Consider the following 12,823-nt stretch of genomic DNA (forward strand, 5'->3'; position numbering starts at 1 on the left):
TCAAGATTACGGGGACCTGTACAGCCCGGTCAAACCGGGCTCCGTTCCCGGGCCCGGCTTCAGGACCCGGCAGCCCTGACGTACTCGGCGTAGGCGTCCCGGATCCCGTCCGGGGACAGGTCCAGATGCTCCAGGATCGTGTAGCGGCCGGGTCTGGTCCGGGGTGCGTAGCCGACCACCGAGACGAACTCCTCCGCGCTGAACCCGATCTCCTCCGCGGTGACCGGCAGGCCGTGGCGCCGCAGCGTCTCGGCCATCCGTACGGACTCCTGATGCGCGCCGCGCAGGTGCATCGCGAACGCCGCGCCCAGCCCGCACTGCTCGCCGTGGCTCGCCGCACGCTTGGGAAAGAGCAGGTCGAAGGCGTGGTTGATCTCGTGGCAGGCGCCGGATGCGGGACGGCTGTCCCCCGACACCGACATCGAGATTCCGGTCAGCACCAGCCCCTCGGCCAGCACCTGGAGGAAGCCGTCGTCCGCGAGGGTCCCGGGGTGGCGCAGCACGGCCTCGCCGGCCTGCCGGGCCATCGCGGCGGCCAGCCCGTCCATGTCCTCGCCGTTGACCCGGTGAGCGAGCTCCCAGTCCGCCACCGCGGAGATGTTCGAGAGCGCGTCACCGATCCCGGACCGCACGAAGCGCACCGGTGCCTCACGGATGATGTCGAGGTCGATCACGACGGCGATCGGGTTCGGGACACCGTACGAGCCACGGCCCGCGTCGTTGTCCAGCGTGGCCACCGGTGAGCACAGACCGTCGTGGGACAGGTTCGTCGCCACGGCGACCAGCGGCAGCCCGACGCGCGCCGCGGCGAACTTCGCACAGTCGATGATCTTCCCGCCGCCGAGGCCGACGACGGCGTCGTACCGGCCGGACTTCATGGCCTCCGCGAGCTTGACGGCATCGTCCAGAGTGCCGCCGCCCACCTCGAACCAGGAAGCGCCCGGCAGACTGTCCGAGAGCCGCTCCCGCAACGCCCGGCCGGAACCCCCGCTGATCGCGATCGCCAGCTTGCCCGAGCCGGAGATCCGCTGATCGGCGAGGACGACCGCCAGATCGGCCAGCGCGCCCGACCGGATGTCGACGACGACCGGCGCGGGGATCAGCCGGGTCAGTACTGGCACGCGATCTTCCTGCCCTTGGCCAGGTCCTCGTGGTTGTCGATCTCGACCCACATGACGTCGCCGATCGGCTCCACGTCGACCTTGAAGCCGCGGTTGACGAGCTCCTGGTAGCCGTCCTCGTAGTACAGGTCCGGGTCACGCAGATACGTGGTCCTCAGCGCGTCCGCGAGCTCCTCGGCGGCCTCTCCCTCGATGAGGGTGACACCGATGTACTCGCCGGTGGCCTCGGCCGGGTCCATCAGCTTCGTGATCCGCCGAACACCCTTCCCGGGGTCGACCACGACCTTCATCTCCTCGTCGGCGAGCTGCTTCACCGTGTCGAGGGCGAGGATGATCCTCTTGCCCTCGCCGCGTGCGGCGAGCAGCGTCTTCTCGACGGAGACGGGGTGCACGGTGTCGCCGTTGGCGAGGATCACGCCGTCCTTGAGGGCGTCACGACCGCACCAGAGGGAGTAGGCGTTGTTCCACTCCTCGGCCTTGTCGTTGTCGATCAGCGTGAGCGTGACACCGTACTTCGCCTCAAGGGCGGCCTTGCGCTCGTACAGGGCCTCCTTGCGGTAGCCCACGATGATCGCGACGTCCGTCAGGCCCACCTCGGCGAAGTTGCCCAGTGTCAGGTCGACGACGGTCAGGCTCTCCTCGTCCCCCTCGGGGCCGACCGGCACCAGGGCCTTGGGAAGCGTGTCGGTGTAGGGGCGCAGACGGCGGCCTGCGCCGGCCGCCAGAATCATGCCGATCATGAGGGTTCTCCTCGGTCCATGGTGTGGATGGCTCGGATGGGGTGCGTGCGGGGGCGGTCGCTCAGAGCTCGGCGGCCACGAAGGCGCGCAGCCAGGTACGGAAGTCCGGACCCAGGTCCTCGCGCTCGCAGGCGAGTCTGACGATGCTCCGCAGATAGTCGCCGCGGTCGCCGGTGTCGTAGCGGCGGCCGCGGAAGACGATGCCGTGCACCGGACCGCCGAGCCTCTCGTCGGCGGCCAGCTGCTGCAGCGCGTCGGTCAGCTGGATCTCGCCGCCCCGGCCCGGCTCCGTGTCACGCAGCACTCCGAACACGGCGGGGTCCAGGACATAGCGTCCGATGACCGCCAGATTACTGGGGGCGTCGCCGGTCTCCGGCTTCTCGACGAGTCCGGTGACCCGGACGACGTCGTCCTCCGGCGTGGTCTCCACCGCGGCGCATCCGTACAGGTGGATCTGCTCGGGTGCGACCTCCATCAGCGCGACGACGCTGCCGCCCTCGCGCTCCTGGATCTCGGTCATGCGGGCCAGCAGCGGGTCGCGCGGGTCGATCAGGTCGTCGCCGAGCAGAACCGCGAAGGGCTCGGCGCCCACATGCGGTTCCGCGCACAGGACGGCGTGCCCGAGACCCTTCGGGTCGCCCTGCCGGACGTAGTGCACGGTCGCCAGGTCACTGGACTCCTGGACCCGGTCCAGCCGTTCGCCGTCACCCTTGCGGGTGAGCGCCGACTCCAGCTCGTGGTTCCGGTCGAAGTGGTCCTCCAGCGCACGCTTGTTGCGCCCGGTGATCATCAGCACGTCGGTCAGCCCCGCGGCGGCCGCCTCCTCCACGACGTACTGGATCGCCGGCTTGTCGACCACCGGCAGCATCTCCTTGGGCGTCGCCTTCGTCGCCGCCAGAAACCGGGTACCGAGCCCGGCGGCAGGTACGACAGCCTTCTGGATCCTGTGCATGTGCTGAGACTTCCGTGTGGGGGCGGGAGCGGCCGGCACCGGAACGCAGCAGGCCGGCCCCGTGGAGGGACCGGCCTGACTGCGTCACGCGCGGTGCGAGGAGATCAGACCTCGTCGGCCGAAGCCGTGACGGCGGACGAGGACTGCTCAGCCGCCACCGTCTTCTTCGCCGCCGCCTTCTTGGCCGTCGTCTTCTTCGCGACGGTCTTCTTGGCCGCCGTCTTCTTGACGGCCGCCTTCTTGGCCGTGACCTTCTTCGCGGTCTTGCGGGCCGCCTTCTTGGCCGGTGCCGGTTCGGCCTCGGCCTCGGTGGCGGACTCCGGCTCGACGGCCGGCTCGGCACCCGTCACCACGACGACCGCGGCGTCCTCGGCACCTGCGGGGGAACCCGCGGGCGCCGTGGCCTTACGGGTCGCCCGGCGCCGGGCACGCGGCGGTGCGGCCGGCTCCTCGGCAGGGGCCTCGACGTGCGGCGCCTCGACGACCGGGTCCTCCGCGGCGACCGGGTCGGCGTCGGACACCGGCTCCTCGGCAACCGGGGCGGGCTCGGGGACCACGACCGGCTCGGCGGCCGGGGCGGGCGAACCCGCCGGGGCGGTCGCCTTACGGGTCGCCCGACGGCGCGTACGGCCCTGCGGCGCCTCGGCCGGGACCTCGGCAACCGGGGTCTCGGCAGCCGGCTCCGGTGCCACGACCGGCTCCGGCTCCACCACGGGCTCCGGGGTCACGACCGGCTCGGCCACCGGGGCCGGGGCGGACGCGGACCGCGGGGCGCCGGCCGGGGCCGTCGCCTTACGGGTCGCCCGACGCCGGCCACGGCCGCGCGAAGCGGCCGCCTCGGCCTCGGCCGGGCTGCTGTACAGCTCCTCGTCCGGGACGAACTCCGGCTCGGGAAGCGCCAGCGGAGCGGCCACCTCCGCAGCCACCTCCGCCTCGGTCTCGACGTCGGTGTCCGCCTCGGAGACGTGCTCGTGGTCGTGGTCGTGGTCGTGCTCCTGGCCCGAACCGCCACGGCGCTTCTTCGAACGCTTGCCGGTGCCGCCGCCACCTGCCGAGGTGGGCTGCTCCATGTGCACGATCACGCCGCGCCCGTTGCAGTGGACACAGGTCTCGGAGAAGGACTCCAGCAGACCCTGGCCGACCCGCTTGCGGGTCATCTGGACCAGGCCCAGCGAGGTGACCTCGGCGACCTGGTGCTTCGTACGGTCGCGTCCCAGGCACTCCAGCAGACGCCGCAGCACCAGATCCCGGTTGGACTCCAGCACCATGTCGATGAAGTCGACGACGACGATGCCTCCGAGGTCGCGCAGCCGCAGCTGGCGCACGATCTCCTCGGCCGCCTCCAGGTTGTTCTTGGTGACGGTCTCCTCGAGGTTGCCACCCTGCCCGGTGAACTTGCCGGTGTTGACGTCGACGACGACCATGGCCTCGGTCTTGTCGATCACCAGCGAGCCGCCGCTCGGCAGGTAGACCTTGCGGTCCAGCGCCTTCATGAGCTGCTCGTCGATCCGGTACGTCGCGAAGATGTCGACCTCGGAGGTCCACCGCGACAGCCGGTCCGTCAGGTCGGGCGCCACGTGCGAGACGTAGCCGTGGATGGTCTCCCACGCCTCGTCACCGCTGACGATGACCTTGGAGAAGTCCTCGTTGAAGATGTCGCGGACGACCCGGACGGTCATGTCCGGCTCGCCGTAGAGCAGCGTCGGCGCGTTGGAGCTGCCGCTGCTCTTCGACTTCTTCTGGATGTCCTCCCACTGCTGCTGCAGCCGCTCGACGTCGCGGCGCAGCTCGTCCTCGCTCGCGCCCTCCGCGGCGGTACGGACGATGACGCCCGCGTCCTCGGGGACGATCTTCTTGAGGATGGTCTTGAGCCGAGAACGCTCGGTGTCGGGCAGCTTGCGGCTGATCCCGGTCATCGAACCCTCGGGCACGTAGACCAGGTAGCGGCCCGGCAGCGAGACCTGGCTGGTCAGGCGGGCGCCCTTGTGGCCGATCGGGTCCTTCGTCACCTGGACGAGGACGGACTGGCCCGACTTGAGCGCGGTCTCGATACGGCGCGGCCCGTGGGCCATGCCGAGCGCCTCGAAGTTGACCTCACCGGCGTACAGGACGGCGTTGCGGCCCTTGCCGATGTCGACGAAGGCGGCCTCCATGGACGGCAGGACGTTCTGGACCTTGCCCAGGTAGACGTTGCCGACGTAGCTGGTGGCCTGCTCCTTGTTGACGTAGTGCTCGACGAGCACGTTGTCCTCGAGGACGCCGATCTGGGTGCGCTCGCCGTTCTGGCGGACGACCATGACGCGCTCGACGGCCTCGCGACGGGCGAGGAACTCCGCCTCGGTGATGATCGGAACCCGACGGCGGCCCTGCTCGCGGCCCTCGCGACGGCGCTGCTTCTTCGCCTCCATACGGGTCGAGCCCTTGATGGACTGGACCTCGTCGAAGCCGGTGCCGGGCTCGCGCTCGGCTTCCTTCTTACGGGGTTCGCGGACCTTGACGACCGTGCGCTCCGGGTCGTCCGTGCCGTTCTCGGCGTCGGACGAGGAGTCGCCGCTGCGACGGCGCCGACGGCGACGACGGCGGCTGCTGCTCGATCCGGAGGCGCCGGACTCGTGGTCGTCCTGCTCGTCGTCGCCCTCGTCCTCGGACTCCTGAGCATGCTCATGCTCGTGCTCGTCGTCGGAACGCTCGGCGGCGTCGTCCACGTGCTGCTCGGCGGCGTCGTCCTCGGCGGACTCACCACGACGGCGGCGACGGCCACCGCGACGACGACGGCGCGACGGGCGGTCGCCGTACTCGTCGGTGTCCTCCCCGTCCTGCTCGGCGTCGCTCTCGCTCGAAGGCTCCTGCTCGTCCTCGGCCTGCTCCTGGACCGGGGCGGCGGCCGGGGCGGGTGCGGCGGCGGGCTCGGCCTCGGCGGCCTCACCGCGGCGGCGGCGACGGCGACGCGAACCGCCCTGCGGCGCGGCCTCGGCGGGCGCGGCCGTCTCGGCGGGGGCGGGCTGCTCCTCCACCGTCGTGATCTCGTCCTCGGGCTCCTCGTCGTGCGAGGCCGGACCGGCGGCGGCCGCTGCGGCGGCCGCGGTCTCCGGGGTCTGGAACATCGGCTCGGCGAAGACCGGCGCCTGGAACACGGCGACGGCGGGGCGCGTCGCGCGTCGGCTCTTGCGCGCGGGCTCCTCGACCTTGCCGGTGAACTCGGGCCGGCCGGCGGCGGCGGTGGCCCTGCGGCGCTGACGACCGCGCGGGGCTGCCTCCTCGACCTCGGCGGTCTCGGCGGCCAGCTCCTCCACGGCTGCCTCGGGCAGGCTCTCGCCCGGCTGGGTCTCGGTGCGCTCCTCGGCAGCCTCCGTGACCTGCGGGGCACCCGCGGGAGAGGTCGCCTTGCGCGACGCACGCCGGCGGCCGCGCGGGGCCTCGACCGGCTCTGCGGACTCGGCGGACTCGGCCGTTTCGGTGACCTCGGCCGGCTGCGCCGGCTCGGCGGCGGCCTCGGTGCTGGCGGCCTGCGGCGCACCGGCGGGGGCGGAGGCCCTGCGGCGGGTACGGCCACGCGGCGCCTCGGCGACGACGGGCTCGGCCGCGACGGCCTCGGCAGCGACGGCCTCCTCGACGATCTCGGCCACCTCGGCGGCCTGCGGCGCACCAGCAGGGGCGGTCGCCTTACGGACGGCGCGACGACGCGCACGCGGCGCCTCGACCGGCTCCACGACCTCTTCCTCGACCGGCGCCACAACCGGCTCCACGACCTCGACGGCCTCGGCAGCCTGCGGCGCACCCGCCGGGGCGGTCGCCTTACGGACGGCGCGACGACGCGCACGAACGGGCGGCGCGGCCTCGGCCTCTGCGGTGTTCTCGGTGCTGCTTTCCGACACTCCGGCGTCAACGGCCGGTATGGCCGACGCCTCGGCTCCGGCCTGTGCGCCCGCGCCCGGCGGGCCCGCCGGGCGGGATGCCGCGCGGCGCCTGCGGCGCGGCGGCAGCTTGTCCCCGGGGGTGTTGTTGTCTTCTGCGTTCCCGGTCGCGCCGGGTTCGGTGGGCTGAGGCATGCGGGCGGTTCTCCCGTCGGGCTCCCGGGCGCCGCGCCTGATTCCGGTCCGGCACGGTCCGCCTGGTGTACGCGGTACCGCCGTCCGGGGCGCGGGCGCCGCACGGGAACTGAATGTCTGGCTCGCCGGTTCCGTACGCGTTGTGCGCACGGCCTGGCGAAAGTCTTATGGGTCAGCGCACAGCCCGGCCCAGGTGGCTCCCGAGTCCGAGGGCTGCGCTACAACGACCGCCTTACGCGGAACCTGCACCCTCGGGCGCTGTCGCGACGGCGGTCCCGGTGGCCGTGGGTAGAGCGGCCGGGGCTGCCTCGCGGTCAGGCGCGAGCGGGTCGGTCACCGTGCCGGACTCCTCGTCGAAGAGCCCCTGCGCCAGCCTGGTCACCGCTGCGGGGACCGGCGGCGCCAGGTCGGCCACAACGCGGAGACCGGACAGGACGTCGTCAGGCCGAACGGCAGGTGTCACGTGCCGAACAACCAGCCGCAGTATCGCACAGGCCTTGTCCCCCGGCCTATCAGGCTGATGATCAAGAGCCTGCAGGTCGACGACCGCGGACCGGGCGTCAAAGCTCCGGATGCCGTTCTTCGTACGGCGCTCGACCTCGACGGTCTCGGCCGCGTTGAATGCGGCGACGGCCCTCTCGGCGTCCTCCACCGCCACCCCGTTCAGCCGCATCTCCCAGATGGAGGCGGTGAGCCGGTCGGCGAGACCCGAGGTGCGGGCCTCGACGGCGTCGGTGATGTCGAGACCGTCCGGCAGCGAGTCGTTGAGCAGCTCGCGCAGCGTGCCCGGATCACGGGCCTCGGTGAGGGCGATCTCCAGGAACTCGGCCTCGCTGCCCGTGCCGGTGGGTGCGGCGTTGGCGTACGACACCTTGGGGTGCGGGGTGAAGCCCGCCGAGTAGGCCATGGGCACCTCGGAGCGGCGCAGCGCCCGCTCGAAGGCACGCTGGAAGTCTCGGTGACTGGTGAACCGGAGGCGGCCGCGCTTGGTGTAGCGCAGTCGGATGCGCTGCACTGCCGGTGCGGGCGGCGGGCCTTCGGGCTGTCGCTTGCCCAGTGGTTCTTCTCCTCGGTGCGGAGCGGACGCGGTGACACGCCGCCCTCGAAATACGGGTGGCCCCGGGGTGTCCGCTCCGGCTCACCCCTGCTGGACGGATTTCTCTTTCCGCAGGGAGATCTCTGGTTCGGGCGCCGCGCTGGGCACAGTCGTTGTACTACCCAGAGTACGCGCAAGGACGCTTCCCGGTTCCCGGGGCTCGGGTTCGCGCGCCCCGCCGACCAGGGCCCGCCAGGCGTCGCGCCTGGCCTGCCGGACGGTTTCGCGGGCCGTGCGCAGCGTATGCCGTGCCGTCCGGCCCACCGCGAGGGCGGCCCGCCCTGCGGGGGCGAACACGGCGTCGCGCAGGAAGTGCCCGACCGGGGTGCACACCGTGCGGTAGGCCCAGGTCACCGGTGCCCCGACCAGATGCCACGCCAGCCAGGCCAGGGCCCGGCCCACGGCCCGCGAAATGAAACCCGCGACCCGCCAGGCAACGCCGAACGCGGCGGCGATCTCCCGGCCGACGGGGGTCAGGATCCGCCGGTACACCCAGACCACCGGACTGACGAGAAGCACCCTGACCAGCCACCGGACGACGGCCCACAGCCCCCGGCAGCCGGCTTCGATGCCGCGGACCAGCAGATCGAGCAGCCAGGCGATGCCGTGGCCCAGCGGGGTGAGCAGTTCCCGGTACGTCCACACCAGCGGCAGCACGATCAGGTGCTCCACCAGCCAGGCTGCGGCCAGCCCCAGCGGCTTCAGGACGTAGCGCCACAGGAGGACCACCGGCATGACGAACACGACGGTGAGCAGCCACCGCACGGCGGTGGCGACACCGCGTCCGGCCGGAAGCAGAAGCGCCTGCCAGACCCACCGCAACCCGTGCCCGAGCGGGGTGAGGACCTGCTCGTACAGCCGGACGAGCGGCACCACGATCCCGTACCGGACCCCGGGCACCACCACGTACCGCCACAGCGCGACCCACGGCCACACGAACACCGCCGCGGCCAGCCACCGCAGCCCGTGCCCCAGCGGGGTCAGTACGTGTGCGTACAGCCAGCGAGCCGGGATCTCGGCCAGTACCTCGAAGAGCCACGCCAGCGCCCGCCCCAGCGGGCGCAGCAGAATCCGGTCGGCAGCACGGACACCCGCGACCAGGGCGTCCCAGACCATCCGCACCGGCAGGACGAGGACGAGGACGACGATCCTCACCGGAATCCTGACGAGCGTGGTCAGACAGCCGTCACCGCCCTCGTACCGCGCGGGCGCCTGGTGCTTTCCGTATTCCATGCATCTCATGACGCGAAGGCCCGGCCAGGGGTTTCCCCGACCGGGCCTTCGTCACCGAGATGTCACCCGGCATGAGCCGGGCCGGCATGTCATGTCATGCCAGGACGATCTACTTCACGACCGTCAGTGGCAGGAGCTTCTTACCCGTCGGACCGATCTGGATGTCGAGGTCGAGCTGAGGACACACCCCACAGTCGAAGCACGGCGTCCAGCGGCAGTCCTCGACCTCGGTCTCGTCGAGCGAGTCCTGCCAGTCCTCCCAGAGCCAGTCCTTGTCGAGGCCGGAGTCCAGGTGGTCCCAGGGCAGGACCTCCTCGTACGTCCGCTCCCGAGTGGTGTACCAGTCGACGTCCACGCCGAAGTCGGGCAGCGTCTTCTCGGCGCTCTTCATCCACAGGTCGTAGCTGAAGTACTCGCGCCAGCCGTCGAAGCGGCCGCCGGCCTCGTAGACGGCGCGGATGACGGAGCCGACCCGGCGGTCGCCGCGGGAGAGCAGGCCCTCGACGATGCCGGGCTTGCCGTCGTGGTAGCGGAAGCCGATCGAGCGGCCGTACTTCTTGTCACCGCGGATCTTGTCGCGGAGCTTGGTCAGCCGGGCGTCGGTCTCCTCGGCGCTGAGCTGCGGGGCCCACTGGAACGGGGTGTGCGGCTTGGGGACGAAGCCGCCGATGGAGACGGTGCAGCGGATGTCGTTCTGCCCGGAGACCTCGCGGCCCTTGGCGATCACCTTGACCGCCATGTCGCCGATCTGGAGGACGTCCTCGTCGGTCTCGGTGGGCAGACCGCACATGAAGTACAGCTTCACCTGGCGCCAGCCGTTGCCGTACGCGGTGGAGACCGTACGGATCAGGTCCTCCTCCGAGACCATCTTGTTGATGACCTTGCGCATGCGCTCGGAGCCGCCCTCGGGGGCGAAGGTCAGACCGGAGCGACGGCCGTTGCGGGTCAGCTCGTTGGCCAGGTCCACGTTGAACGCGTCGACTCGGGTGGAGGGCAGCGAGAGGCCGATCTTGTCCTCGGTGTAGCGGTCGGCGAGGCCCTTGGCGATCTCACCGATCTCGGTGTGGTCCGCGGAGGAGAGCGAGAGCAGGCCCACCTCCTCGAAGCCCGTCGCCTTGAGACCCTTCTCCACCATCTCGCCGATGCCGGTGATGCTTCGCTCCCGCACGGGGCGCGTGATCATGCCGGCCTGGCAGAAGCGGCAGCCGCGGGTGCAGCCGCGGAAGATCTCCACGGACATCCGCTCGTGCACGGTCTCGGCGAGCGGGACGAGGGGCTGCTTGGGGTAGGGCCACTCGTCGAGGTCCATGACGGTGTGCTTGGACACCCGCCACGGCACGCCCGACTTGTTCGGCACGACACGGCCGATGCGGCCGTCCGGGAGGTACTCGACGTCGTAGAAGCCGGGGACGTAGACGCCCCCGGTCCTCGCGAGGCGGAAGAGCACCTCCTCGCGGCCGCCGGGGCGGCCTTCGGCCTTCCAGGCGCGGACGATCTCGGTGATCTCCAGGACCGCCTGCTCGCCGTCGCCGATGACCGCGCAGTCGATGAACTCCGCGATCGGTTCGGGGTTGAACGCGGCGTGGCCGCCCGCGAGCACGATCGGGTCGTCGAGGCCGCGGTCCTTGGCGGCCAGCGGAATGCCGGCCAGGTCCAGGGCGGTGAGCATGTTGGTGTAGCCGAGCTCCGTGGAGAAGCTCAGACCGAAGACGTCGAACGCCTTGACCGGGCGGTGGCCGTCCACGGTGAACTGCGGCACGTTGTGCTCGCGCATCAGCGCTTCGAGGTCCGGCCAGACGCTGTAGGTACGCTCCGCGAGGACGCCCTGACGCTCGTTGAGTACCTCGTAAAGGATCATGACGCCCTGGTTGGGGAGTCCGACCTCGTATGCGTCGGGGTACATGAGGGCCCAGCGGACGTCGCATTCGTCCCACGGTTTGACGGTGGAGTTCAGCTCACCGCCGACGTACTGGATGGGCTTCTGCACATGCGGGAGCAGAGCTTCGAGCTGTGGGAAGACCGAATCGACAGACATCGCGAACTTTCGAGAGCTGGCAGGGGTGACCATCCAGCGTACCGCGCCGCTCAGCCTCCGGACGCCGTCCGGATCTCCGCGCGGGAGGCGCGGGCCCACACCCCGGGCAGCTCCCGCTCGCGTGCCGCCGCCGTCGCCTCCTCCTGTCCGTACAGCAGTCCCCAGGTGAACGAGGCCTCCCCCGCCGCGTGGGCCTGGACGGCGAGGGCGCGCAGGGCGTCGCGGGCGACCACGCTGTCCTGGTGATCGCCGAGGACGCCTTGAACGGCCTTCAGCCGCTTGGCGGCCTTACGGGCCGGTTTGCCGAGGGCGGGGCGGGCGGCCTCCGCTGCGTACCGTGCGCGTTTCGCCGCCTTGCGGGCGTCGTGCAGGGCGTGGTCGCGGTCCGGGCCGGGCGGGAGGTCCAGGGCGTGGGCGAGCCGGGTGGCGAGGCGTGCGTGGTCCTTGTGCGCGGCGCGGGCGAGCACCCTGCCGGGCGGGGCTGCGGCCGCGGGCAGCAGGGGCGGGTCGGCGAGGACCGCTTCCAGGGTGTGCAGCAGCGTGAGGTAGCGGGCGCCGTCGAGGACCGCGACGGTACGGCGGCGGGAGCCGCTGCGGCGTGCCGTGGACCAGATCCGCAGCCGGGCGCGGACCGGGCCGAGGGCCAGGGTGCGGGGCAGGGCGTCGAGCCGGGTGCGCAGGCGGTCGTCGAGGACCTCCTGGTCGCGGTCGACGCCGAGTTCCGCCGCGAGCCACTTCAGCTCCTGGCCGACGGGGTCGGTGACCGTCCGGTCGAGGACCTTTCGGTACGTACGGAACGCGCTGCGGAGCCTGCGGGTGGCGACCCGCATCCGGTGCACGGAGTCGGGCAGGCCCCGGCGCACGGCCGGGTCGAGGGCGACGATCGCGGTGATCTGGTGGCGTACGTAGGCGAGGACGTGGTCGCCCGCCGTGTGCGGCCGCGTGCTGGGCTGCGGTTGCCGCTTCTTCTTCGGTGAGGTCTCGACCAGGGCGCGGGACAGTTTGGAGGGGGATGCGGAGGGCCGTATCCCGGCCTTGCGCAGCCGCCGTTCGACGGCGTCGAGGAAGGCGGGGTCGCCGTCGTCGGCGAGTTCGACCTCGATCTCGGTCCAGGCGGTGCTGCGGCTGCCGCCGTGGAGGCGCTCGGCCCGGACCTCGTCGACGCTGAGTTCGGCGAGCGGTCCGCCGTCCGGGCCGTTCAGCAGGTGGACGTCGCGGGCGGAGCGGAGCCGGACCACGGGGACGACGGCGGTGTCGCGGACCCGGGAGCGGATCAGTCCGGCGAGGTCGGGCGGCAGGGTTTCGGAGAGCGGGGCCCGGATCTCGTCGCGGATGCCGGAGGCGACCGGGAACTTGAGGTGCCAGCCGGCGTCGCCGCCGCCGGTGCGACGGCGCAGGGTGAGGCTGTCGGCCGCGAGCCGGAGGTCCTCGGTGTCGTAGTAGACGGCGTCGAGTTCCATGACGCCCTGCCGGTGGACGGCCGCGACCCCGGCCACCCGGCTCAGGTCGGGCAGCCGGGTGGCGTCGGTGGCTTCGTACTTCCGCTCGATCTCACGCTTCGAGTCCGCCATGAATCGAATCTAGACGTGATGTACGC

General features: G+C 71.7%; 8 protein-coding genes. All 8 read right to left on the minus strand.

All coding sequences use genetic code 11. The features are described from left to right. Positions 1-59: 59 nt before the first annotated feature. The 8 genes from SH922_RS12950 to SH922_RS12985 all read right to left on the minus strand — a co-directional run bounded on the left by SH922_RS12950 (position 60) and on the right by SH922_RS12985 (position 12,797). Positions 60-1,121: an iron-containing alcohol dehydrogenase family protein gene (locus tag SH922_RS12950; protein ID WP_393058097.1), complete on the minus strand. Its 1,062-nt coding sequence runs from the start codon at positions 1,119-1,121 to the stop codon at positions 60-62. After that, the gene (locus tag SH922_RS12955; RefSeq protein WP_393058099.1) at positions 1,109-1,861 is read right to left on the minus strand and encodes a sugar phosphate nucleotidyltransferase; all 753 of its coding nucleotides are present in this window, start codon (positions 1,859-1,861) and stop codon (positions 1,109-1,111) included. Before SH922_RS12955 ends, SH922_RS12950 begins: the two co-directional genes overlap by 13 nt. A gap of 61 nt (positions 1,862-1,922) precedes the next feature. Next, a complete protein-coding gene (gene galU, locus SH922_RS12960) occupies positions 1,923-2,813 on the minus strand; it encodes a UTP--glucose-1-phosphate uridylyltransferase GalU (protein WP_393058101.1) in 891 nt (296 codons plus the stop codon). A gap of 104 nt (positions 2,814-2,917) precedes the next feature. After that, entirely contained in the window at positions 2,918-6,862 is a 3,945-nt protein-coding gene (locus SH922_RS12965; protein WP_393058103.1) for a ribonuclease E/G, read from the minus strand. A gap of 232 nt (positions 6,863-7,094) precedes the next feature. After that, complete coding sequence (locus SH922_RS12970) at positions 7,095-7,877, minus strand: TIGR03936 family radical SAM-associated protein (RefSeq protein ID WP_393058105.1); 783 nt, start codon at positions 7,875-7,877, stop codon at positions 7,095-7,097. Positions 7,878-8,000: 123 nt separating this feature from the next. Next, positions 8,001-9,191, minus strand: a complete 1,191-nt coding sequence (locus SH922_RS12975; RefSeq protein ID WP_393058107.1) for a hypothetical protein — start codon at positions 9,189-9,191, stop codon at positions 8,001-8,003. 109 nt (positions 9,192-9,300) lie between these two features. Next, positions 9,301-11,226 carry a TIGR03960 family B12-binding radical SAM protein gene (locus SH922_RS12980; protein ID WP_393058109.1) on the minus strand — a complete coding sequence of 642 codons (1,926 nt, stop codon included), beginning with the start codon at positions 11,224-11,226 and terminating at the stop codon, positions 9,301-9,303. Between the two features lie 50 nt (positions 11,227-11,276). Further along, on the minus strand, positions 11,277-12,797 hold the full coding sequence (locus tag SH922_RS12985; protein ID WP_393058111.1) for a CHAD domain-containing protein: 1,521 nt from the start codon (positions 12,795-12,797) through the stop codon (positions 11,277-11,279). Positions 12,798-12,823: the final 26 nt, after the last annotated feature.

The organism is Streptomyces sp. LN549, from assembly GCF_043203805.1.
GTDB lineage: Bacteria > Actinomycetota > Actinomycetes > Streptomycetales > Streptomycetaceae > Streptomyces.